Origin of the sequence: Rhodopseudomonas sp. BR0M22 (assembly GCF_010907035.1) — a bacterium.
In the GTDB taxonomy this organism is placed as follows: domain Bacteria; phylum Pseudomonadota; class Alphaproteobacteria; order Rhizobiales; family Xanthobacteraceae; genus Rhodopseudomonas.
Genome location: NZ_QUMK01000013.1, coordinates 59,903 through 83,933, shown reverse-complemented (window position 1 = coordinate 83,933; position 24,031 = coordinate 59,903). Strand labels below are relative to the sequence as shown.

At 61.8% G+C, this 24,031-nt stretch carries 20 protein-coding genes; 10 read left to right on the top strand and 10 right to left on the bottom strand.

All coding sequences use genetic code 11. The features are described from left to right. Positions 1-409: 409 nt before the first annotated feature. The 3 genes from DY468_RS06315 to DY468_RS06305 are packed head-to-tail and all read left to right on the top strand — an operon-like array spanning position 410 to position 5,267. Positions 410-2,158 carry an esterase/lipase family protein gene (locus DY468_RS06315; RefSeq protein ID WP_164603443.1) on the top strand — a complete coding sequence of 583 codons (1,749 nt, stop codon included), beginning with the start codon at positions 410-412 and terminating at the stop codon, positions 2,156-2,158. Then, complete coding sequence (locus tag DY468_RS06310) at positions 2,146-3,441, top strand: hypothetical protein (RefSeq protein ID WP_164603441.1); 1,296 nt, start codon at positions 2,146-2,148, stop codon at positions 3,439-3,441. Before DY468_RS06315 ends, DY468_RS06310 begins: the two co-directional genes overlap by 13 nt. Next, the gene (locus tag DY468_RS06305) at positions 3,411-5,267 is read left to right on the top strand and encodes a radical SAM protein (protein ID WP_205512060.1); all 1,857 of its coding nucleotides are present in this window, start codon (positions 3,411-3,413) and stop codon (positions 5,265-5,267) included. The genes DY468_RS06310 and DY468_RS06305 overlap by 31 nt, the downstream gene beginning before the upstream one ends. A gap of 350 nt (positions 5,268-5,617) precedes the next feature. On the opposite strand, the gene ahcY is transcribed toward DY468_RS06305, so the two are convergent. The 3 genes from ahcY to DY468_RS06290 form a co-directional block, all read right to left on the bottom strand. After that, positions 5,618-7,027, bottom strand: coding sequence for an adenosylhomocysteinase (gene ahcY, locus DY468_RS06300; RefSeq protein WP_164603436.1), 1,410 nt, complete (start codon positions 7,025-7,027; stop codon positions 5,618-5,620). Between the two features lie 262 nt (positions 7,028-7,289). Continuing rightward, on the bottom strand, positions 7,290-8,486 hold the full coding sequence (gene metK, locus DY468_RS06295; RefSeq protein WP_164603434.1) for a methionine adenosyltransferase: 1,197 nt from the start codon (positions 8,484-8,486) through the stop codon (positions 7,290-7,292). Positions 8,487-8,551: 65 nt separating this feature from the next. Continuing rightward, positions 8,552-9,904 carry a hypothetical protein gene (locus DY468_RS06290; protein ID WP_164603432.1) on the bottom strand — a complete coding sequence of 451 codons (1,353 nt, stop codon included), beginning with the start codon at positions 9,902-9,904 and terminating at the stop codon, positions 8,552-8,554. 207 nt (positions 9,905-10,111) lie between these two features. On the opposite strand from DY468_RS06290, the gene DY468_RS06285 reads away from it, so the two are divergent. The 6 genes from DY468_RS06285 (at position 10,112) to DY468_RS06260 (ending at position 16,331) form a co-directional block, all read left to right on the top strand. Further along, positions 10,112-11,422 (top strand): UDP-glucose dehydrogenase family protein, encoded by a 1,311-nt coding sequence (locus DY468_RS06285; RefSeq protein ID WP_164603430.1) that lies wholly within the window; start codon positions 10,112-10,114, stop codon positions 11,420-11,422. A 263-nt stretch (positions 11,423-11,685) separates the two neighbouring features. Continuing rightward, complete coding sequence (locus DY468_RS06280; protein WP_164603428.1) at positions 11,686-12,867, top strand: ABC transporter substrate-binding protein; 1,182 nt, start codon at positions 11,686-11,688, stop codon at positions 12,865-12,867. Between the two features lie 167 nt (positions 12,868-13,034). After that, a complete protein-coding gene (locus DY468_RS06275; protein WP_164603426.1) occupies positions 13,035-13,907 on the top strand; it encodes a branched-chain amino acid ABC transporter permease in 873 nt (290 codons plus the stop codon). Between the two features lie 3 nt (positions 13,908-13,910). Further along, positions 13,911-14,855 (top strand): branched-chain amino acid ABC transporter permease, encoded by a 945-nt coding sequence (locus DY468_RS06270; RefSeq protein ID WP_164603424.1) that lies wholly within the window; start codon positions 13,911-13,913, stop codon positions 14,853-14,855. Beyond that, the gene (locus DY468_RS06265) at positions 14,852-15,634 is read left to right on the top strand and encodes an ABC transporter ATP-binding protein (RefSeq protein ID WP_164603422.1); all 783 of its coding nucleotides are present in this window, start codon (positions 14,852-14,854) and stop codon (positions 15,632-15,634) included. The genes DY468_RS06270 and DY468_RS06265 overlap by 4 nt, the downstream gene beginning before the upstream one ends. Beyond that, entirely contained in the window at positions 15,627-16,331 is a 705-nt protein-coding gene (locus tag DY468_RS06260; RefSeq protein ID WP_164603420.1) for an ABC transporter ATP-binding protein, read from the top strand. Before DY468_RS06265 ends, DY468_RS06260 begins: the two co-directional genes overlap by 8 nt. A gap of 225 nt (positions 16,332-16,556) precedes the next feature. On the opposite strand, the gene DY468_RS06255 is transcribed toward DY468_RS06260, so the two are convergent. The 6 genes from DY468_RS06255 to DY468_RS06230 all read right to left on the bottom strand — a co-directional run bounded on the left by DY468_RS06255 (position 16,557) and on the right by DY468_RS06230 (position 22,368). After that, complete coding sequence (locus DY468_RS06255; RefSeq protein WP_164603418.1) at positions 16,557-17,675, bottom strand: cobalamin-independent methionine synthase II family protein; 1,119 nt, start codon at positions 17,673-17,675, stop codon at positions 16,557-16,559. A 17-nt stretch (positions 17,676-17,692) separates the two neighbouring features. Next, positions 17,693-18,409 (bottom strand): ABC transporter ATP-binding protein, encoded by a 717-nt coding sequence (locus tag DY468_RS06250; protein WP_164603416.1) that lies wholly within the window; start codon positions 18,407-18,409, stop codon positions 17,693-17,695. Continuing rightward, on the bottom strand, positions 18,402-19,154 hold the full coding sequence (locus DY468_RS06245) for an ABC transporter ATP-binding protein (protein ID WP_164603414.1): 753 nt from the start codon (positions 19,152-19,154) through the stop codon (positions 18,402-18,404). Before DY468_RS06245 ends, DY468_RS06250 begins: the two co-directional genes overlap by 8 nt. Next, positions 19,151-20,179, bottom strand: a complete 1,029-nt coding sequence (locus DY468_RS06240) for a branched-chain amino acid ABC transporter permease (RefSeq protein ID WP_164603412.1) — start codon at positions 20,177-20,179, stop codon at positions 19,151-19,153. The genes DY468_RS06245 and DY468_RS06240 overlap by 4 nt, the downstream gene beginning before the upstream one ends. Next, on the bottom strand, positions 20,179-21,045 hold the full coding sequence (locus DY468_RS06235) for a branched-chain amino acid ABC transporter permease (RefSeq protein ID WP_164603410.1): 867 nt from the start codon (positions 21,043-21,045) through the stop codon (positions 20,179-20,181). The genes DY468_RS06240 and DY468_RS06235 overlap by 1 nt, the downstream gene beginning before the upstream one ends. A gap of 144 nt (positions 21,046-21,189) precedes the next feature. Further along, a complete protein-coding gene (locus DY468_RS06230; RefSeq protein WP_164603408.1) occupies positions 21,190-22,368 on the bottom strand; it encodes an ABC transporter substrate-binding protein in 1,179 nt (392 codons plus the stop codon). A 416-nt stretch (positions 22,369-22,784) separates the two neighbouring features. Here DY468_RS06230 and DY468_RS06225 point away from each other — a divergent pair, with 416 nt between their 5' ends. Further along, positions 22,785-23,033, top strand: coding sequence for a hypothetical protein (locus tag DY468_RS06225; protein ID WP_230763044.1), 249 nt, complete (start codon positions 22,785-22,787; stop codon positions 23,031-23,033). Positions 23,034-23,115: 82 nt separating this feature from the next. On the opposite strand, the gene purU is transcribed toward DY468_RS06225, so the two are convergent. Beyond that, positions 23,116-23,979: a formyltetrahydrofolate deformylase gene (purU, locus tag DY468_RS06220; protein ID WP_164603406.1), complete on the bottom strand. Its 864-nt coding sequence runs from the start codon at positions 23,977-23,979 to the stop codon at positions 23,116-23,118. Positions 23,980-24,031: the final 52 nt, after the last annotated feature.

Here is a 24,031-nt window from a genome sequence, read left to right as displayed (position 1 = left end):
AGCACGGACTGACCGTGGTGACGCGAAACGTTTCGGATTTTGCACCGACGGGTGTGGCGGCGGTTGATCCGTTCGGAAAGGCGTAGCAAAGGGGTCGCCCGGATGAGCGCAGCGATATCCGAGAAAGCGAGCGCTTCATTCAAAAATCCCGGGTGTCGCTCCGCTCACCCGGGCTACGCTTGCTTGTGTCGGCCACGGCGGATCACTGCCGTGAAGAGTACTTGTTTTGCAGTTCTGTCCACGGCGGACGACCAAACGAGTACCCCAAAAAGCGTTTATCCCCAATATTGAAGATTGCATTTTGCCCATCTCGCTATCTTCGCTCTTCGAATTGAGCTTAGCCTGCGCACGCAACAAACGATTCTTCTAGGGGATTCAGTTGTCTACCCAATTGCACCCGATATCGAATGTGAACAAGGAAGGCCAGATCGACGTGATTTTTATCCACGGGATTGGCGGAGACCCGAGGTCCACGTGGACTAATGATCTCACCGGACACGGATGGCTCAATTGGCTCGATGAAGACCTTCCTACTATAAACATTCATTCAATCGAATACGAATCATCCGCAACAGCATGGCTCGGTCCCGATGCAATGCCAATCTACGATCGCGCGAATAATCTGCTGGAACTTCTTTGCAGCAAAGGCTTCGGAAGTAAGCCAATCGTCTTTGTTGGACACAGTCTGGGAGGCCTGATTATTAAGAAGCTGCTGCAGAACGCGGAGAGCCTTGGCGTTGAACGATATAGGCGAGTCCTAGAAGCCACGAGGGGTGTCGTTTTTGTTGCCACACCTCACCAGGGGTCCAGCCGCGTTCCAACACTCCAAATCCTTCGAAGCTTATTCAAAATGACAAAACTCGGGGTAGAACTCGAAGCCAATAACGACACTCTTCGAGAGACATATAATTGGTATCGAGGCAAAAGATTCGAGACCCGCGCCTTCGCAGAGACGCTACCAATTTCGCACATCGGAATCGTCGTGGACCAAGCAACCGCCGAGCCAGGCGTCCCCCAAACAGTAGCGGTCCCACTTCACGAGGACCACATTAGCATAAGCAAACCACGCAATCGCGACGAACTGATATACCAAAGCGTTAAATCCTTTCTTACATCACTGTCCTCTCCAAAGACAACACCTGCGAACGAACATCGACCTTTGATATCAATTTTGCACGCATCAAACATTTTGGACCTAATCAGCCTTTTTGACAGCGAGTTCTACTTTAGATGGGACCCGAGTACATTCAATTCTCGAAAAGCGCCCTGCCACATTTATTGGCCAGTACGACTACGTCACCCGACGCCAATCCACGCAGCGCAATGCTTCGCAGCTGCCGGCCTTCAAAAAAAAGGGGCTACAATCAATTTATTTATCGATGACCTTGGAGAGACGAATTTCGAGGTGAGCCGGTTTCGAGAGAGACTACTCGCGTGGGTCAGTAGAGTCGGAGGCGACGCTGAGGCCGTCAATGTCGTCACGTTTAGCCAAGTGATTGACGGAGCATATAGCGGCAAAGCTCCCGAAGCGGACCCATGGACAGCCGTACGCAAATGGCTCGGAGAAACCGACTTTCGCTTAAACGTAATCCTCAAGGTATCGAAATTGATAAAGCCAAACGCCACTTCGGTCGATTTGGCATTGCTGAACTCCCAACGCCCACGGCGACTACTAACACCGGCCATGGTATGGACATGCCTTTCATACTTAGGCGCACAGATCGGCAACGAATCAATCATTACACTGGCAGGATATGACGAAACAGTACTCTGGAACGTTTGGAAGACGCAACCAATTGCCCCTTCCCTGAGTGTGGGACACCTTTTCCTGCCTCTTTTAGGTGAAGTAGATAGTCAACACGGAAGTGAAGCGCTCCATATGGAAGAGCCCAAAAGCTATTCTCTGGATTGGGACAGCCGCGACGACATCCGCATGGCCCTACAATCTGAATTTAATACAACAGGCTGGTCTCAGCCGGATCGACTAGTTCCCTGGTCCATGAAATGCTGCATTTTCTTACCACAGTTCGTAGCGGGCGAAGATACCTGTTTGCGCTGTCCAACTACTACGCTTCAGCTTGATACACACCTCGATTCCATCGGCTCCGACAAATTGTCTGCGCCTCTCATTAATGAGTTGGCGAAATGGCTAAATTGATCAAGTCAAACAACGAATCACAACCACAAGGTAGTCACGAGGCGCCCCCATCGAGGTCACCGTTCTTTTCGAGAGCTTACGGCGGCTATACAACGAACCAGCAACATTTCTACCTCGCTCACCTTGGCAACCCGAGCAACAAGACGATCCTCGACCCGATGAGTGGACAGGGCTTTCTTTTGGCAAATGTCGCGTTTGAAGGCGCAACGGTGTGGTTAGGCGACATCAACCCGACGATGGGTCTGATGGCATCACTCAGGTCACCAGAGATCGTGAAAAGCCGCCACGCGCTAGTCGATTGGTTTACTGATAAACTCAGCACCGTCTCCTTTCGCAAGAGGCATTTGCGCTTCGAGTATGTCGACGACTGGCTCCCTGAAGGAATCAAGGTTCAGCTGCGTCAATATCGAGAATTGTTTGACCTAACGGACGATCCGTTCCACTCGCCAAGCGACTTCGCACGAATGTCTCTTAGGAAGCGCTTTGCTGCGGCAATCCCTCTCCTCGCAGCGAGAGAGATCGCATGCTACCGGTCTAGCGACAACCACACTTGGATCAAGCCAGGCGGACTGCAACGCTCATCTGAGATCAATACGTCTCTTCAACGAGCCGCATCTTCCTGGTTAAAGTTTGCGGATGATATAGCTGAGACATACAACAACTCCAAGGCTTGGGGACGGTTGACGGCAACCCCGATGGACGCAGCGCGCGGTGATTTTGGCAGCTCGCCGCGAGTAGATGTAGTTATCACCTCGCCGCCCTACGCAAACCGACTCGACTACACTAGAATGTGGGGGCCAGAGTCGCACGTTTCCGCATCTATCTGGGGAGCCAATATTCGGGAAATCCAAAGTCGCCAAATAGGGTCAAACGTTGTAAGGGGCACCCCCCCTCTTTCAATTGAAGAGCAGGGTTTACCCATGGAAGTTGTCGGCGCACTGCGGGCAATTAAGAACGATGACGGGTATGCAAGTGAGGGGTATTACTATCCATTCTTTCGAAACTATGCAGTCACTCTCGCACAATCAGTTCGCAAGCTCTCCGAAAGAACGAAGGAAGGAGGGCTACTAGTCTTTTTTGTACGCGACACAGTCAGAAAGGACATACTTTTTCCCACAGGACTCTTAATCGAGAGAGTTCTTGAGAACGAGGGATGCACCATTTTTGGGAAAGAACGAAAGATTGTTAAGAGGCACGTCGGTTTGAGGCGACGAGCGGGAACTACTGGACTGTACGGCATAGGCCAGCAGGAATGGTGGCTAGCGTTTCGCAAGGGCAAATAATGGAAACTCGCATTCGCCCCGGGGTTCGATTGCGCGAAGACGTCTTTGGTGGCATCTGCTATGTGCCTCAACGCGATGACTTTTTTGCTGCCAATCAAAAGATCTTCCTTTATCTGAAATCTCTTCCAGATACCTGGACGAAAGTCGCTACCACAGACAAGGAAGCTGTGACAGCACTGGCTGCGCTTGGCATTTGTGAGACAAGAAGTCCCAAGATAACAGAGAAGGCGTATTGCGGCCCGTCCTTTCTTGGCAGCTTCTTAGAGCTCCCATCCGTTTCAATGCCGCTGGTAGTCAATTGCTTTTGTACAGCCCATTGTCCACTCTCGTGCATCTACTGTCACGCCGATGATTTGATGAAGCAGTTTCGAGACACGGAATCCGATGACGACATTGACAATGTTGCCGCAACGGCAAATATGCTGCCAGCGATGGTCGCAGTCATCACTGGTGGCGACCCGTTGACTCGCCCACGCCGAGCGAAGGCCCTGATCGAGCGCTTAGCAGCCGAAAAGGCTCTTGTTTTAGACACGTCAGGCGTCGGAGACATCACTACACTTGTTCCGCTACTTAAAGAGAACAACGTACACGTCAGAGTGTCGCTCGATACGATTTCTAATCAGAATCGGAAACTTCGCCCAACAAACAGGCAATACGTCAAGAACGGCGAATCGTCATCGCTGGGGGCAATTCGAACAATCGACATCTGTCATGCGGAGGGAATTCCGCTCACGGTACAGACTGTAATTACATCGCTAAATGAGAATGCTGACGAATGGCGGGATCTTCGAGACTGGCTGGTCGCCAGAGGAGTTCGAAATTGGGTCATCCACGTGGTAGTGAAGGGTGGCGCCGCTCGCCGCATTGAAGAAGCTTCAAAAGGCAAAAGAACAACAATCGTACCAAGTTCTTATATCTACACTAAGCTCTGGCGATTAGTTGACGAGACGATCAAAAGACGCCTTCCTATAGATATCCGCTGCACGGACACTGACACAACACCCAATTCCGTTCTACTCATTGGCAGCAAGGGAGATCTGTACACAGAGGGATACGCACACAAGGGCAAAGTATGCCTATACAGAATTGGAGACGCACGACCCGATCTGATTCAAGCTCTGTGGCCACATCTAGATCGATTCGGACACGCACGGCGCTATCTGAACTGGAATCCTTGGTTTTTCGAAGGGCGCAGCTTGGAAACGATCTGTTACGATGTACCAGTACCCGAAACTTCTGAGCTCACTACTCAAGCAAATCCAGTTGAAACAGAGGCTAAGTACCCAATTTTGGATGTTGCAACCTTAGAAGCGCTGCTTGCGGAGTTTGGCTTTCAGGCCAGTGGAGGCGCCAAGTTTCAGCGGGACGAGTATTTTGACACGGCCGAGCGTTTCGCTAAACGACTGGATTATGTCGTACGACTCCGCCAAGAAGGCGGTCTGCTTGCGGTAGCACTAAAGGGACCTCGGCATTGGGTCGGAAGAACATACTCTCGGATCGAATTGGAGGTTCCCGCAGGATCGGAGAGCGCGGTTCGGGACTCCCTTCATCGAAGCGGATTTGAAGCAACTTGGTATATGGAGAAGCGGCGTACTACCTACCTGACATCGAGAAGGTCGCTTGTTGCTGCGGTGGATGAAATTCCTGAACTCGGATTCTTCCTCGAATTGGAAGGCCCTTTAAGCGACGTGCGAGAGATGGAGTCGAAGCTCGTCAAGGTGCTTGGACCGCAGGAAAGACGAAATTACGCCGAACTGTTCCGCACCTATAAACTCGAAAGCGGCGTCCACTCCGAGGAGATCGTGGGAGCAAGTTTTACTTCATAGAGCTTACAGTTACTTTGATCGTCGCGTTGATATGTGGGGGAGACCGCCTGGACGATGAGTTGGTATTCATTCACAAGTTTGAGCTTGCCATTTTGATGCGAGCAATAGACCCGCCGATTTGCGCCGTTTTCCATTAAGCATGGCAGTGGGTCGAGCAGGGACAGCGCAATAGACAAAGCCCCGGAGCATCGCTCCGGGGCTTCATTGTTTTCCGAGGGGTGAGCGCCCCTCGAACCGTCATTGCCGGGCTTGACCCGGCAATCCATATTTTTCGCGACAAATCACGCGCAAGGGCGCGCTTCGCGCGCGATGGATGGCCGGGTCGAGCCCGGCCATGACGACTTGAACTATCAGTACCGATAGTGATCCGCCTTGAACGGGCCTTCGACCTTGACGCCGATGTAGTCGGCCTGGTCCTTGCGCAGCTCGGTGAGCTTGACGCCGATCTTGGCGAGGTGCAGGCGGGCGACCTTTTCGTCCAGGGTCTTGGGCAGCACGTAGACCTTCCTGTCGTACTTGCCCTGGTTCTGGAACAGCTCGATCTGCGCCAGCGTCTGGTTGGTGAACGACGCCGACATCACGAAGGACGGATGGCCGGTGGCGTTGCCGAGGTTGACGAGGCGGCCTTCCGACAGCAGCACGATGCGCTTGCCGTCCGGGAAGGTGATCTCGTCGACCTGCGGCTTGATGTTGTCCCACTTCAGGTTCTTCAGATGCGCGATCTGAATTTCGTTGTCGAAGTGGCCGATGTTGCAGACGATGGCGCGATCCTTCATCGCGCGCATGTGGTCGATGGTGATGATGTCCTTGTTGCCCGTGGCGGTGACGAAGATGTCGGCGATCGGAGCCGCATCTTCCATGGTCACCACCTGATAGCCTTCCATCGCCGCCTGCAGCGCGCAGATCGGATCGACTTCCGACACCATGACGCGGGCGCCGGCCTGGCGCAGCGACGCCGCCGAGCCCTTGCCGACGTCGCCGAAGCCGGCCACCATCGCGACCTTGCCGGACATCATCACGTCGGTGCCGCGGCGGATGCCGTCGACCAGCGATTCACGGCAGCCATAGAGGTTGTCGAACTTCGACTTGGTGACCGAGTCGTTGACGTTGATCGCCGGGAACAGCAGCTTGCCGGCCTTCTCCATGTCGTACAGACGATGCACGCCCGTGGTGGTCTCTTCCGACACGCCCTTGATGTTCTTGGCGAGCGTGGCGAAGTAGCCCTTCGGCTTCTCCTTGAGGATGCGCTTGATCAGCGCGAAGAAGATCTCTTCTTCTTCCGAATTGTGCTGATCGAGGAACATGGTGTCGCCGTTCTCGGCACGCAGGCCCTGATGCACGAACATGGTCGCGTCGCCGCCGTCGTCGAGGATCATGTTCGGGGTGCCGCCGTCCGACCAGTCGAACAGCTTGGCGGTGTAGTCCCAGTAATCCTTCAGCGTCTCGCCCTTGACGGCGAACACCGGAATGCCGGCGGCGGCGATCGCGGCGGCGGCGTGGTCCTGGGTCGAGTAGATGTTGCACGACACCCAGCGGACGTCGGCGCCGAGCGCCACCAGCGTCTCGATCAGCACCGCGGTCTGGATCGTCATGTGCAGCGAGCCGGCGATGCGGGCGCCCTTCAAGGGTTGCTTGGGGCCGTATTCCTCGCGGGTCGCCATCAGGCCGGGCATTTCGGTCTCGGCCAGCGAGATCTCCTTGCGGCCGAAATCGGCGAGGCCGATGTCCTTGACGATGTAATCGGTGAACTTGGCGGTCATGCGGATGGGGTTCCTGATGTCTGTGTCAGTCGAACTGAGCACTACGAACTGAATCGGGCAGTTTGAGGCAGTGTGCCTCGTCTCCCTCGCCCCGCTCTTGCGGGGAGAGGGCCGGGGTGAGGGGGCGTCGCCGCGAGGCCGCGAGGCTCGGCTGCGCTGAAGCGCCCCCTCACCCGACCCGACTTCGCTGCGCTTCGCCGGGCCGACCTCTCCCCGCGCGCGGGGAGAGGTGAAGACGCCGGCTTTGGGCTTACTTTCTCACTTACACCGCACGCTTCATGGCGTCGGCAAGATCGGTCTTCTCCCAGGAGAAGCCGCCGTCGGCGTCCGGGGTGCGGCCGAAATGGCCGTAGGACGAGGTCCGGGCGTAGATCGGCTTGTTGAGGTCGAGGTGGGTGCGGATGCCGCGCGGGGTCAGGTCCATCACCTCGGCCACGATGGTCTCGAGCTTGTCCTCGGCAACCTTTCCGGTGCCGTGGGTGTCGATGTAGATCGACAGCGGGCGCGCCACGCCGATCGCGTAGGCGAGCTGCAGGGTGCACTTGTCGGCGAGGCCGGCGGCGACGACGTTCTTGGCGAGGTAGCGCGCCGCATAGGCCGCCGAGCGGTCGACCTTGGTCGGATCCTTGCCGGAGAACGCACCGCCGCCATGCGGGGCCGCGCCGCCGTAAGTATCGACGATGATCTTACGGCCGGTCAGGCCGGAGTCGCCGTCCGGGCCGCCGATGAAGAACTTGCCGGTCGGGTTGATGTGCCAGATCGTCTTGTCGGTGATCCAGCCGTCGGGCAGCGCCTGACGCACATAGGGCTCGACGCAGTCGCGAACCTGGTTCGAGGTCAGATCCTCGACCAGATGCTGATGCGACACCACGATCTCGCGGACATATTGCGGCTTGCCGTTCTCGTACTGGATCGTCACCTGGCTCTTGGAGTCGGGCCCGAGAATCTTCTCCTTGCCGGAGTGGCGGGCTTCCGAGATCAGGCGCAGGATCTTGTGGGCGTAGAAGATCGGCGCCGGCATCAGGTCGGGGGTCTCGTTGGTGGCGTAGCCGAACATGATGCCCTGGTCGCCGGCGCCCTCTTCCTTGTTGGTGCCGGGCTGCAGCGCGTCGACGCCCTGCGCGATGTCGGCCGACTGCGGATGCAGCAGGATTTCGATGTCGCAAGTCTTCCAGTGGAAGCCGTCCTGCTCGTAGCCGATGTCCTTGATGGCTTCGCGGACGACGTGTTCGATCTGCTCGTTGGTAACCGAGGCCGGGCCGCGGGTCTCACCGGCGATCACCACCTTGTTGGTGGTCGCCAGCGTCTCGCAGGCGGCGCGGATCGCCCACGGATCGATGCCGGCCTTCGGCCCTTCGCGATAGAACAGATCGACGATCTCGTCGGAGATCCGGTCGCAGACCTTGTCCGGATGCCCTTCCGACACCGACTCACTGGTGAACATATAAGACGCGCGCATCAGTAACCCCTTGTCCGCCGGACGTTCGGCGGTGTTTTGGTGAAAGATAACTATCCTGATAGATGTCAGTCGCGCCTTCGCGAGATGACGTAGGATTCATCGTTGAACCAGAGACCGCTGTGCTTGCGCAGAACTTCTCTGGTGGCTTCCAAGTACTGGCCGTCCCGGGTCACTTCGGTGAGCCGGTCGTCCTCGATCTGCGCGACATACACCGCGGCATTCCATGCGGCAAAGGCGGTCGAATTGCCGATCGGTCCGGTGACCTCATTGGGCAGTGCCTCCATATCATAGCGAAAGATCGAGCGACTATCGGCATAGGCGTTGAAGTTCAGGTCTCTACCAGCCGAGCCCAGCTCGTATTTGACCGCGCGCAACAATTCGTGGCGGCTGACCGAGAACGGGTTCTCGTCCGGCCAGATCGCCTGGACGATTTCTAATCCCGGATCGCGACCATGAGAGTGGATTCCGATCAGCCGTCCGCCGGCGCGGAGCGCCCGGGCCAGCGGCGCGATGATCCGCTTGGCCCGGAAGTTGACGGATGATTTCGCCCGGTAGGGCTGCGAGGCGATGATCAGGTCGAAATTCGCCTCGGTGCGGCCGGCGCGCGGGATCACCGCGTCGAGCAGGAAGCGGTGGTCCTCGCGGTACAGCACGATCGCGACCGGGCGCTCGTACACCGGCATCCCGGTGCGCGGGCTGACATTGGCGCGCCAGTTGTCCTGCAGGAAAGGCGCCAGCTCGGCGATCTGGGTTTCGAACTCGCCGGACGAAGCCCCCCGCAGCGCCACCTCGTGCCAGATCATCCCGGCGGCGGCGCTCGGCGAGGACGGCGTCAGCCATGGCGCCTCGGCGTATTTCATGTTGGTGAATACGAACACCGACGCCGGGTGCTCGAACAGCCGGTCCGGCACTTTCTCCAGCGTCAGCCGCAGATCCTCGAGGCTGAGTTCCTTGCCGGCGATATAGAACGGCATCTGCGGAAACCGCCCGTGCATCGCCCGCAGCACGCGCGCGAGCACCGTCCCATCACCGCAGCCGGCATCGAATACCCGCAGCGCCGGAGGCCGCGGGTGGATGTTGGCGAGCTCCAGCGCGACGCGGTCCGCCACCACCCGCTTCTCGCCGCAGGTATGGACGAACAACAGGTATTTCTGCCGGTTCTCGAAGAAGCGGAAGTTGCTGCGCGGATCCCGCCGCTCCAGCGGCACCACCAGCCCCCGCGGCGGCGGCGCAACGCCCAGCCCAGCAGCAACAAACGCCTCAATCCGCTCCAACGTATCCAGCGTGATGCGTTTGCCCTCGCGCAGTCGATGCACCAGCTTGCCGTCATTGACCGCACGCCGGCCGAACGTCGTCTCGGCCATCCCGGCCTGACGGCAGTAGTCGGAAATCCGGCTGAGAAGCTGGTCGTTGTTCATGCGGGCGGGTGGGCAGTTTCCGATCGGTCCGGCTTCCTAGCACGCATTTCCCACTACTGAAAGCGCAACGTTCGAACGAAGACGGCAGATAATTTGGGACAAATTTCAATGTGGGGCCGCCAAACTGTCATTGGGAAATCGAAAACGATCTGCTAAGAGGCGCGCGAGTCCGGAGTATCCGGGCGGCTGACGGAACGGATTTCAGACATGCGCATCACGATGATCGGAACGGGTTATGTCGGGCTGGTATCGGGGGCGTGTTTTGCCGATTTCGGCCACCAGGTGACCTGCGTCGACAAGGATGCCGGCAAGATCGCGGCCCTGCATCGGGGCAAAATTCCCATCTTCGAACCGGGACTTGACGAGCTGGTCGCGGCCAACGTCAAGGCCGGACGGCTCGACTTCACCACCGACCTCACCGCCCCGGTGGGCGAAGCGGATGCGGTGTTCATCGCCGTCGGAACTCCGTCGCGGCGCGGCGACGGCCACGCGGACCTGTCCTATGTGCATGCCGCCGCAAAGGAAATCGCCGCAGCCCTGAAGGGCTTCACGGTCGTCGTCACCAAGTCGACCGTCCCGGTCGGCACTGGCGACGAGGTCGAGCGGCTGATCCGCGAGACCAATCCCACCGCCGACGCGGCGGTCGCTTCAAACCCCGAATTCCTGCGCGAGGGTGCGGCGATCCGCGACTTCAAATTCCCCGACCGCATCGTGATCGGCACAGCCGACGAGCGCGCCCGCAAGGTGATGGGCGAGATCTACCGCCCGCTGTCGCTGAACCAGGGCCCGCTGATGTACACCGCGCGGCGCACCGCCGAGCTGATCAAATACGCAGCGAACGCGTTCCTGGCGACCAAGATCACCTTCATCAACGAAATGGCGGACCTCGCCGAGAAGGTCGGCGCCGACGTCCAGGACGTCGCCCGCGGCATCGGCATGGACAACCGGATCGGCAGCAAGTTCCTGCACGCCGGCCCCGGCTTCGGCGGCTCGTGCTTCCCCAAGGACACCCGCGCCTTGGTGAAGATCGGCCTCGATTACGAAGCGCCGCTGCGCATCGTCGAGGCGGTGATGGCGGTCAACGATAACCGCAAGCGCGCAATGGCCCGCAAGGTGTCGGCGGCGCTTGGCGGCAACATGCGCGGCAAGACCGTCGCGGTGCTCGGCCTCACCTTCAAGCCGGACACCGACGACATGCGCGAGGCGCCATCGATCCCGCTCGTGACCAGCCTGCTCGACATGGGCGCCAAGGTGAAGGCGTTCGATCCCGCCGGCATGGACCACGCCAAGTCGGAGCTGCCGGACATCACTTATTGCGAAGACGCCTACGACTGCGCCAAGGGCGCGGACGCTCTGGTGATCGTCACCGAGTGGGTGCAATTCCGCGCGCTCGACCTGCCGCGGCTGAAAGACGCAATGGCGCAGCCGATCGTGGTCGACCTGCGCAACATCTACCGCCCCGCCGAAATGGCCGAGCACGGCTTCAGCTATCACAGCGTCGGCCGCGGCGACGCGTAGTCGCGCATATCAACGCTGCCGAGTCCGCAGAGCCGTTCCCTACCACAACGCCGCTCGCCCCCCCCGATCCGGCCGCGCGCCGCGCGAGCGGCGGTTGTTGCGCGCCTTCGCGCAACACTATTGACCGACCGATCGGTTAAGTTTTACGATCATCAGAAAGCATAAGGTGCGATCGGCGCGGTCGGCGTCGTATAAAGCAACGGGATGGGATCAGGCCAAGACGCTCGGAAGAAGCGCGAGCCTGCAACGGAGGAAACGGATTCATGGCTCACTACACGCATGTCCTGCGCAGCGTCGCCGTTGGCGCGACGGCTCTGGCGCTGTCCAGCTTCTCGCTGATGCACGCCGCTTTGGCGGCTTCGACCATCAAGCTCGGCTCGGTGCTGTCGATTACCGGCCCGGCGTCGTTTCTCGGCGATCCCGAGGACAAGACGCTGAAGATGTATGTCGACAAGATCAACGCGGCGGGCGGCGTCGACGGCCAGAAGATCGAACTCGTGGTCTATGACGACGGCGGCGACGCCAACAAGGCGCGCACCTTCGCCACCCGGCTGGTCGAGGACGACAAGGTGGTGGCGATGATCGGCGGCTCGACCACCGGCACCACGATGGCGATGATCCCGGTGTTCGAAGAAGCCCAGATCCCGTTCATCTCGTTTGCCGGTGCGGTCGAAATCATCGATCCGGTCCGCAAATACGTGTTCAAGACCCCGCACACCGACAAGATGGCGTGCGAGAAAATCTTCGAGAACATTAAGGCACGCAAATTCACCAAGGTGGCGATGATCTCGGGCACCGACGGCTTCGGCTCGTCGATGCGCGCGCAGTGCCTCAAGGTCGCGCCGAACTACGGCGTCAGCATCGTGGCCGAGGAAACCTACGGCCCGCGCGACAGCGACATGACGGCTCAGCTCACCAAGATCAAGAATACCGCCGGCGTCGAGGCGGTGGTCAATCCCGGCTTCGGCCAGGGGCCTGCGATCGTCACCCGCAACTACGCGCAGCTCGGCATGTCGTCGACGCCGCTCTATCAGAGCCACGGCGTCGCCTCGAAGAGTTTCATCGAGCTCGCAGGCCCCGCGGCCGAAGGCGTCCGCCTGCCTGCCGCGGCGCTGCTGGTCGCCGACAAACTGCCGGACAACGATCCGCAAAAGAAGGTCGTGACCGACTACAAGAAGACCTACGAAGACGCCACCAAGCAGCCGGTCTCGACCTTCGGCGGCCACGCTTACGACGGCCTCTACATCCTGATCGATGCGATGAAGCGGGCGAAGTCGACCGATCCGAAGAAGGTGCGCGACGAGATCGAGACGACCAAGGGCTTCGTCGGCACCGGCGGCATCGTCACTATGTCGCCGACCGATCATCTCGGCCTCGACCTGTCGGCGTTCCGGATGCTTGAAGTCAAGAATGGCGATTGGACGCTGGTGCAGCCGGGTAGCTGAGCAAGTCGGGAGTCATTCCGGGGCGCGGGCGCCAGCCCGCGAACCCGGAATCTCGACCTAACAACTTCTGGATTCCGGGTTCGCTCGCCGATGCGGGCGCCCCGGAATGACGTCTCTGATTGATGGCGCCTCAGATCAAACGCCTGCGAAAGAGCCCTTCAAGCGCCATGTCCGAACTTCTGCAATTCCTGATCTCGGGACTGACCGTCGGCGCGGTATATGCGCTGGTCGCGCTCGGATTCACGCTGGTCTATCACGCTGCCGACGTCGTCAATTTCGCGCAGGGCGAATTCGTCATGCTCGGCGGCATGGTCACCGTGTTCGCCTATGCGGCCGGCGTGCCGCTGCCGCTGGCGGCGTTACTTGCGGTGATTGTCGCGGTCGTGGTCGGGCTGCTGCTGTATTGGCTGGCAATCGCGCCGGCCCGCGGCGCTTCCGCAGTGTCGCTGATCATCATCACCATCGGCGCCTCGATCCTGCTGCGCGGAGCGGCGCAGATCGTGTTCGACAAGCAGTTCCACAAGCTGCCGGCTTTCTCCGGCGACGCGCCGATCCATCTGTTCGGCGCGGTGATCCAGCCGCAGAGCCTGTGGGTGCTCGGCGGCGCGGCGCTGGTGGTGCTGACGCTGTACTACGTGATGGAGCGGACGCTGATCGGCAAGGCGGTGGTCGCCACCGCTGCCAACCGGCTCGCGGCGCGGCTGGTCGGCGTCAACGTTGCCACCGTGATGGCGCTCGCCTTCGGCGGCTCGGCCGCGATCGGCGCCATCGCCGGAATCCTGATCACCCCGATCACCCTGACCAGCTACGACGTCGGCACGCTGCTGGCGCTGAAAGGCTTTGCGGCCGCGATGCTCGGCGGCATGGGCAATCCGCTCGGCGCCGTGATCGGCGGCCTGTTTCTGGGCCTGTTGGAATCGTTCGGCGCCGGCTACGTGTCGTCGACCTATAAGGACGCCATCGCCTTCATCGTCATCCTCGCCGTGTTGTTCGTGGCGCCGCAGGGGCTGGTCGGCCGCCGTAAAGTCGAGCGGGTCTGAGTGATGCTGAATCTGCTCGGCCGAAGGTCCGTCATTCTCATTGTGCTCGCTGTGATGATGGCGGTGCTGCCGCTGCTGTTTCCGTCCAGCTATTACTTCCGCGTCGCCTCGCTGGTCTGGGTGTCGGCGCTGGCGGCGATCGGCCTCAACATTCTGATGGGCAAGGCCGGCCAGGTCAGCCTCGGCCATGCCGGATTCTTTGGTATCGGCGCTTACGCCGTTGCGATCGGGCCGGCGCATTTAGGCCTCAACGCGCTGCTCGCGGTGCTGGTCGGCGCCCTGCTCTCCGCCGTGCTCGCCTTTCTGGTCGGCCGGCCGATCCTGCGGCTGAAGGGGCACTATCTCGCCATCGCCACGCTCGGACTCGGCGTGCTGGTGGCGATGGTGATCACCACCGAAAGCGGCTGGACCGGCGGCCCTGACGGCATGCCGGTGCCTAAGCTCAGCCTGTTCGGCTGGCGCGTCTCCGGCTCGACCACCTGGTACTGGATCACGGCCGGGCTACTGCTGATCGGCACCTGGTTCGCGCTCAATCTCGACGACACCCCGACCGGCCGCGCGTTCCGCGCGCTGCACGACAGCGAGGTCGCGGCGCGCACCGCCGGCGTGCATGTCGAGCGCTTCAAGCTGCAGGCGTTCGTGATCGCCGCGGTGTACGCCTCGGTCGCCGGCTCGGCGCTGGCGATGATGAACGGCTTCGTCAATCCGGACCAGGCCGGCTTTCTGCATTCGGTCGAGCTGGTGACGATGGTGGTACTCGGCGGCCTCGGCTCGATCGTCGGCAGCATCGTCGGCGCCGCGGTGCTGGTGGTGCTGCCGCAACTGCTGACGGTGTTTCAGGATTATGAGCATTTTCTGCTCGGTCTGATCATCATCGTGTCGATGATCTTCATGCGCGACGGCATGGTTCCGATGCTGGCGAAGCTGGCAAGGAGAGCACGGTCATGAGTCTGCTGAAGGCCAGCGATGTCGGCATCGCGTTCGGCGGCGTCAAGGCGATCGATGGCGTTGGTTTCTCGGTCGCGCCCGGCGAAATCCTGTCGATCATCGGCCCCAACGGCGCCGGCAAGACCACGTTGTTCAACGTCGTCTCCGGCATGTACGCCGCAGATCACGGCCGCATCGAACTGGACGGCCGTGACGTCACCGGCCTGCCGCCGGACGCACTCGCCTCGCGCGGACTGTCGCGCACCTTCCAGAATTTGCAGATCTTCCACCGCATGACCGCCGCCGAGAACGTCATGGTCGGCCGGCATTTGCAGGAGCGCTGCAGCCTGTTTGCCGATCTGCTGCGCCTGCCCTCGGTGACCCGGCAAAACCGCGCCACCCGCGCCGCTGCGCTCACGCTGCTCGATCAGGTCGGCCTGCGCGACGATGCAGACGTGGCAGCCGGCTCCCTGTCCTACGGCGCCAGCAAGCGGCTGGAAATCGCCCGCGCGCTCGCCGCCGAACCGCGGGTGCTGCTGCTCGACGAGCCGGCAGCCGGATGCAATTCGGTCGAGACCGAGGAAATCGACCGCCTGATCTGCCGCGTCGCCGACCAGGGCATCGCGGTGGTGCTGGTCGAACACGACATGAAGCTGGTGATGAAGATCTCGCATCGTATCCTGGTGCTCAATCAGGGCCGGATGCTGGTCGAAGGCACGCCCGACGAGGTGCGGCACAATCCGCTGGTGGCGGAAGCCTATCTCGGACGCCACGGCGCGCGGGAGGCGGCGCGTGCTTGAGGTGAAGGATCTGCACAGCGGCTACGGCCGGATCGACGTCCTCAAAGGCATCGGCCTCGAAGTACATGCCGGTGAAGTCGTCGCGCTGATCGGCTCGAACGGCGCCGGCAAGACAACGCTGCTGCGGGCGCTGTCCGGCGTGCAGCCTGTGTCCGGCGGAGAAATCCGGTTTCTCGGCCAACGCATCGACAAGCTGGCGCCGCACAAGCGCGTCGGCCTCGGCATCACCCAGTCGCCCGAGGGGCGCCAGATCTTCGGCCCACTCAGTGTCGCCGACAATCTCAGGCTCGGTGCTTATTTGCGCAAGGACGACGGCATCGAGGCCGACCGCGAGCGCGTCTATGCGATGTTTCCGATCCTGAAGGACAAGCGCGACCAGCAGGCCAGCGGCCTGTCCGGCGGCCAGCAGCAGATGCTCGCGATCGGCCGCGCCCTGATGGGGCAGCCGAAGCTGCTGCTCCTTGATGAGCCCTCGCTCGGGCTTTCGCCGATCCTGGTCGACCAGATCCTCGACGCCGTCGTGGCGATGCGGAGCAGCGGCATCACTATCCTGCTGGTCGAACAGAACGCCGCCGCTGCGCTGGAAATCGCCGACCGCGGCTACGTGATCGAAACCGGCCGCATCGTGCACGCAGGACCGGCCGCAGAACTCCTCACCGATCCGAAGGTGAAGGCGGCGTATCTCGGGCTTGATTGAAGGCAGGCGATCGGCACGTCGCACTCTCCTCCGTCATTCCGGGGCGCGAGCGCCAGCTCGCGAACCCGGAATCTCGACGTTATGGCGCACCCGGCATCACAACAACATCTGGATTCCAGGTTCGCTCGCTTCGCGAGCGCCCCGGAATGACGGGGCTCGTTCGAAAAGCAAATGGCCGGGACAAGCCCGGCCATCACGCAGATCCAATAAGCTCGAGCGAAGCGCTTACTTCCCCCAGACGTCCCAGGACACTTCCACGGCGAGGCGCAGCTTGTCCCACTGCTCCTGCTCGGACAGGATGTTGCCCTCTTCGGTCGAGGCGAAGCCGCACTGCGGCGACAACGCGAGCTGCTCGAGCGGCACGAATTTCGACGCCTCTTCGAGCCGTCGCTTGATCGCATCCTTGCTCTCCAGTTCGCCGAACTTCGAGGTGATGACGCCGACCACCACGACCTTGTTGCCCTTCGGCAGGAAGCGCAGCGGTTCGAAGCCGCCGGCGCGCTCGGAATCGTATTCCAGGAAGTAGCCGTCGTAGTTGATGCCGGCGAGCAGCGTCTCGGCCACCGGCTCGTAGCCGCCAGACGAAATCCAGGTCGAGCGGAAATTGCCGCGGCAGACGTGGGTGGTGATCACCATGTCGGACGGACGGTCGGCGATCGCGTAGTTGATCACACGCGCATAGATCTGCTGTAGATTGTCCGGATCGTCGCCGCGGGCGCGCGCCTTCTGCAATTCGTCCTGCGAGCACAGATAGGCCCACACGGTGTCGTCGAACTGCAGATAGCGGCAGCCGGCGTCGTAGAACGCCTTCACCGCCTTGCGATAGGTCTTGGCAAGGTCCTCGAAGAAACCGTCGAGATCCGGATAGACCTCGCTGGAGATAGCCTTGCGGCCGCCGCGGAAGTGCAGCACCGCCGGCGACGGGATTGTCATCTTCGGCGTCACGTGCGCGATCTCGGCGTGCTTCTTCAGGAAGCGGAAGTGATCGAGCATCGGGTGGTCGTCGGGGAAGTCGAGCTTGCCGACGACGCGGATCGAATCGTTGCGGGTCTGCACGCCGGCAAACTGAATGCCGGTGTCGGGATGGTAGAGCTCACAACCGGTGAGATGGCTCAGGAAGTCGAAGTGCCACCACGAGCGGCGGAACTCACCATCGGTGGCGAGCTTCAGCCCGATCGCCGACTGCTTATGGACGACCTTCTCGATCTCCATGTCCTCGACTTCGCGGAGGTTGGCGGCGGTAATCTCGCCCTTCTCCAACTTGGCGCGGGCTTCCTTGATCTTCTGCGGCCGCAATAGGCTGCCGACCTCGTCGGCGCGGAACGGTGGCTTTGTTCTCTGCATCAGTTCACTCCCCAAGGTCAGCTCTTTGCCCCGCCGGAAACGCCCAGATAACGCTCCAGCGTTGCGGCGTCGTCCTTCAGCGCCGCGCTCGCCGCATCATGCACGATCGCGCCGCGCTCCAATATCACAACCCGATCGGCGAGCCCGAGGATTTTTCGCGCATTCTGCTCGACGATGATCGAGCAGATGCCGCCGGATCGGGTGATGCTGCCGAGCGCGGACAGCAATTCGTCGACGATGATCGGCGCCAGCCCTTCGGTCGGCTCGTCGAGCAGCAGCACCTTCGGATTGAGCGTCAGCGCACGGCCGATCGCCAGCATCTGCTGTTCGCCGCCGGAAAGCTGGTTGCCGAAATTGCTGCGGCGCTCCTCCAGCCGCGGGAACATCTCGTAGACCCGCGCCACCGTCCACGGCCCGGGCTGCGCCACGGCGGTGAGGTTTTCCTCGACGGTGAGCGACTTGAAAATGTTGCGCTCCTGCGGCACCCAGCCGATGCCGGCCCGCGCCCGCTGATCGGGGCGCAACGCAGTGACATCGATTCCGCCGACCGCGATCGTGCCGGAGAAGCGGCGGGTAACGCCGACGATGGAATTGATCAGCGTCGTCTTGCCGGTGCCGTTGCGGCCGAGCAGCGCGAGCACTTCGCCCTCGGCGAGGCGCAACGACATCGACGGCAGCACCACCGCCTCGCCGTAGCCGGCGCGGAGCTTGTCGATCGCGAGCAGGTCAGACATCGGCATCCTCGCCGAGATACACCGCCTTCACTTGTGGATCGCGCGCAACCTCTTCGGGCGTACCTTCGGTGAGCAGCGCGCCCGAGACCAGCACCGAGATCCGGTCGGCGAACGAAAACACCAGGTCCATGTCGTGTTCGATCAGCAGCACAGTCACCTCGCGCGGCAGGCCGGCGACCGCGGCGAGAATGTCATGGCGCTCGCTCTCCGGCACGCCGGCGGCCGGCTCGTCGAGCAGCAGCACCCGCGGCTTGGTGGCGATCGCCACCGCGATCTCCAGCAGGCGCTGCTTGCCATAGGGGAGCGTGCCGGTCGGCTCGTTCATCACGTCGAGCAGCTTGAAGCGTTCGAGATTCTCGGCGATCTCGCCGTTGATATCGGCGCGGGTGCCCATCCGCCGCCACCAGTCGCTGCCGTGGCCGGAGCGCTCCGACACCGCGAGACCGATGGTCTCGAGCGGCGTCAGGTCGGCATAAAGCTGGTTGATCTGGAATGTACGCGACAGCCCGCGCAGCACCCGCTTGTGCACCGGCATGTGGGTGATGTCGTGGCCTTCGAGCAGGATGCGGCCGCCGTTCGGCTTGAGCACCCCGGTGAGTTGATTGATCACCGTGGTCTTGCCGGCGCCGTTAGGGCCGATCAGGGCATGGCGTGCCCCAGCTTCGACATTGAGCGACAGATCGCGCGTGACGGCGAGACCGCCGAACTGCTTTTCCAGCCCAATGGTCTGCAGCGCCAGGGTCATTCCGCGCCTCCGGCCGCCGTCTTGCCGCTCCGCACTGCGCGCGCGATACTGCGCGGCAGGAACAACACCCAGCGATGCAGCCGCTCGCGGCCGATCATCACGATCACCACCAGCACCAGCCCGATCCAGAACAGCCAATATTGCGGCGTCAGGATCGAGAACGTCTCCTGCAGCAGTTTGAACACCAGCGCGCCGATCAGCCCGCCGTACAGATAGCCGGTGCCGCCGAGCACCAGCACCAGGATCAGATCGGCCGAACGTTCGAATGAAAACACGTCGAGCGATGCGAGCTGGGTGGTCTGGGTGAACAGCGCGCCGGCGATGCCGGCATAGAACGCCGCAAAGGTGTAGATCGCGACAAGCCGGGCGTTGACCGGGATGCCTACCGCCGAGGCCCGCAGCGGGTTGTTGCGGATCGCGCGCAGCGACAGGCCGAACGGCGAGTGCACCACTCGGCGCGCCAGCAGGAACAGCACGAACAACACCGCGACGGTGTACCAGAACCCGACCTTGCCGAAGATGTCGAACTCGAACAGCCCGAGCAGCGGCTGCATCACGATTCCCTGCAGGCCGTCGGTGCCTCCGGTGATGTCGGAGAACCGTTCGGCCAACGCTTCCAGCAGCAGCGCGATGCCGAGCGTCACCATCAGCCGGGTGAGATCGACGCCGCGGATCACGAGAAAGCTGGTGGCAAAGCCGAGCACCGCGGCGGCGAGGCCGGCGACCAGCAGCGCCAGCACCGGCTCGCCGACGATGCCGTGCAGCGCCAAGAGGCCGGCGCTGTAGGCGCCGACGCCGAAGAAGGCGGCATGGCCGAGCGAGACGATGCCGGCATAGCCGAGGATCAGATCGAGCGACAGCGCGAACAGGCCGAGCCGGACGATCTCGGTCATGATCAGATAGCGCGACGGAAACAGCAGGCCGCAGCCGATCAGCACGGTCCAGAACGCGAACTCGGCCCAGTGCCAGCGCGCCGTGCGGCGAGCGTGGAAGCCGACGATTTCGGGAGGAGTCGACATGGTCATCAGCGCGCCGCGGTGCGGCCGAACAGGCCGTTGGGACGCCAGATCAGGATCACGATCATGATGGTGTAGATCACGAACGGCCCGAGCTTGGGCAGATAGTATTTGCCGGCAACATCGCCGATGCCGAGCAGCAGCGAGGCGAGGAACGGCCCGGTAATCGAAGAGGAGCCGCCGACGGTGACGACGATCAGGAAGTAGATCATGAACTTCAGCGGGAAATACGGATCGAGTCCGAGAATCTCGGCGCTGAGCGCCCCCCCGAAGCCGGCGAGCCCGCAGCCGAACGCAAATGTCAGCGCGAACACCTGCGGCACGTTGATGCCGAGGCCGGATGCGACGCGCGGATCGTCGACCGCCGCACGCAGCCGGCTGCCGAACCGCGTCTTCGCCAGGGTCAGCTGCAGGCCGACCGTCAGCAGGCCGCAGATTACGATGATCATCAGCCGGTAGCGGCCGATGCCGACGCCGAACAGGTCGATCTGGCCCTGCAGCGCCTCCGGCAGCTGCATGAACACCCGCGACGAGCCCATGATGTAGTCGACCGCGGCGACCGACATGAACACCAGCCCGACGCTGAACAGCACCTGATCGAGGTGAGAGCGCGCGTAGAGATGCCGGTACAGCAGGCGCTCCAGGACCGCGCCGATCACGGCGCTGGCCAGGAAGGCGAGCGGCAACGCTGCGAGGAACGGCCAGCCCGCCTGATTGACCAGCACGGCACAGACATAGCCACCGGCCATCGCGAACGCGCCGTGCGCGAGATTGACGAAATTCATCAGCCCCAGCGTCACCGCCAGCCCGCACGCGAGCACGAACAGCAGCATGCCATAGGCGACACCGTCGAACAGAATGGTGAGCAGGGTCATGGGCTCGCAATCACTTCGCTATCGTCATTTCGGGGCGATCGCGCCAGCGAGCGAACCCGGAATCCAGAGGTTGTTGAGCGAGATTCCGGGCTCGCGCTGCGCGCGCCCCGAAATGACCAAAGCCAAATCGGAGCGCGCAGTCGCTTACTTCTTCGTCTTGCCCGGGTCCTTGACCGCGTCGACCTTGTCGAACTCGACGTTGTAGAGCTCGCCGTCGACCTTCTCGACCTTGCGGATGTAAACGTTCTGGACGATGTCGCGGGTTTCCGGGTCGATCGAGATCGGCCCGCGCGGGCTTTCCCAGGCCATGCCCTTCATCGCGGCGATCAGCGAGTCGCCGTCGGCCTTGCCGCCGGTCTTCTTCAGCGCTTCGTAGATCAGGTGAATGCCGTCGTAACCGCCGACCGCCATGAAGCCCGGCCGCTGGCCGTAGTCTTTCTTGTAGGCTTCGACGAATTGCTTGTTCAGCTCCGACGGATGCGCTGCGGAATAGATGTGCGCGGTGACGACGCCGATCGCGGCATCGCCCATGCTGTTGAGCAGGTCGTCATCCATCACGTCGCCGGGGCCGATCACCTTGATGCCCGACTTGTCGAGACCGCGCTCGGCGAACTGCTTCATGAAGTTGCCGCCCTGCCCGGCCGGCACGAACACGAACATCGCATCCGGCTTGGCGTCTTTGGCGCGCTGCAGGAACGGGGCGAAATCCGGGTTGGCGAGCGGCACCTTGACCTCTTCGACGATCTGGCCGCCGCCGGCGATGAAATGCTCCTTGAACGCCTTCAGCGCGTCATTGCCCGGCGCGTAGTCGGAAGTCAGCGTCACCACCTTCTTGATGCCGTTTTTGGCCGCCCAGTCGCCGATCACGGTGGAGGACTGCGGCAGCGTGAACGAGGTGCGGACGATGTAGGGCGAGCGCTCGGTGATGATCGAGGTGCCGGCTGCCATCACCACCTCGGGCACTTTGGCCTGCGTCGCCAGCGGCGCCGCAGCCAGGGCCGCCGGAGTGATGCCGAAGCCGGCGATGACATTGACCTTGTCGTTGACGATCAGTTCCTGCGCGAGCCGCTTGGTGTTGTCCGGCACCGCGGCGTCGTCTTTCAGGATGACCTCGATCTTCTTGCCGGCGACGGTGTCGCCATGCTGCTTCATGTACAGCTTGACGGCGTTGTCGATCTGTTTGCCGGTCGAGGCCTGGCCGCTGGTCATCGGCACGATCAGGCCGATCTTCACGGTATCCTCGGCATGTGCCACAGCGATCGGCGCGGCGCCTGCCAGAGCGACACAGGCGGCCTGCAACAACGTTCGTCTGCCTATCCGCATGGATGTTTCCTTTTCCTCTGAGTTTTGTTGCTCGCCTCTTTTTCGAGGCTTTGTCCGTCCACCATAGCCGACATCGCGTTGCGCTGTCGCCTCGCGGGGGCGACTTGCGAAAGCCTCCCCTACGCGCCCTGCGATGTCTTCGGTGCCGACGGCGAATGCGGTCGAGCAAGGGCCGAACCATCCCACCGCCGACTCGTATCGTTCCGACGCATCTGGCGCCTTATCATTGCCACGGAAACTGAAATGATGGCGCAATAACAGGTATGCCGCTATCCGATAGCGGGCGACGGTTTGGACCGATCGGGCAGACGCGGTAAACAGATGCGTCGGCGCCCTGCGGCCGGCGGCGAGCGAGGTCGAGAGTGTCGATGGGAATTGGGTTGCCGAGTGGACTGCGCGTTGTCAGCGCTATCGTGATGTTGGGCACCCTGGCAGGCTGCGGCAGCATCAACAGCGCGCTGACCGTGGGCATGGCGGACTATGTGCCGCAGTGGGCCGGGGGACTGCCGCCGGACGCTCCACCGCGCCCCGGCACCGCCAAGTACGACGCCTATATGCAGGAGCAGGAACGGCTCCGGAAGATGCCGGCGGCCGAGCGGGAAAAACTCGAAGCGGCGAAGGCCGCTGAATCCGGGCACCCGGCGCCGACTGCGCAGACCCGATAGACACCAAATAGACGAAAGTCGTAGACGGCGCGGTGCCCACGGGGCGCCAGGCTGCGCGATGCAGCCTCGGCGGTGCACACCGTCAATCCGTGAACACCACCGTCTTCCGCCCGTTGAGGATCAACCGGTCATCGAGGTGATAATGCAGTGCCCGGGACAGTACCCGGCGCTCGATGTCGCGGCCCTTGCGCACCAGATCGGCTGGGGTGTCGCGATGGCTGATGCGCTCGACGTCCTGGTCGATGATCGGCCCCTCGTCGAGCGCACTGGTGACGTAATGGGCGGTGGCGCCGATCAGCTTGACGCCGCGATCGAATGCCTGGTGGTACGGTTTCGCACCCTTGAAGCCCGGCAGGAACGAGTGATGAATGTTGATGCAGCGGCCGGCCAGCCGCGCCGACATCTCGTCCGACAGGATCTGCATGTAGCGCGCCAGCACCACCAGATCGGTGTGGGTCTGGGCGATCAGCGCGGTGATCGCCGCCTCCTGCTGCCGCCGCGTGTCCTTGTTCACCGGGAAATGGTAGAATGGGATCTCGCCGAAATCGAACCCGCTGAAGGTCTCGCGCGGGTGGTTGGAGACGATCGCGGTCGGGATCATGTGCAGGTCGCCGACCCGCCAGCGATACAGAATGTCCGCCAGGCAATGGTCGGACTGCGACACCAGCAGCATTACCTTGCGCCGGGTCTCACGGTCCCGCATGTGCCAGCCCATCGTGAACTTCGCCGCGATCACGCCGAAACCGGTGCGCAGCGCCGCCAGCGGAATCACCTTGTCGGCGGCGTTGAACACCACCCGCATGAAGAAGTGGCCGCTCTCGGTATCGTTGTATTGCTGCGCGTCGAGGATGTTCTGCCCGTTGTCGAACAGGAACGTGCTCACGGCGGACACGATGCCGGCGCGATCCGGACAGGACAGGGTCAGGACATATTGATGATGGGGCATGGCGATCTTGGTAGCAGCGCCGCGCGCGCTGGAACTCGTTGCGGTGCCCTGC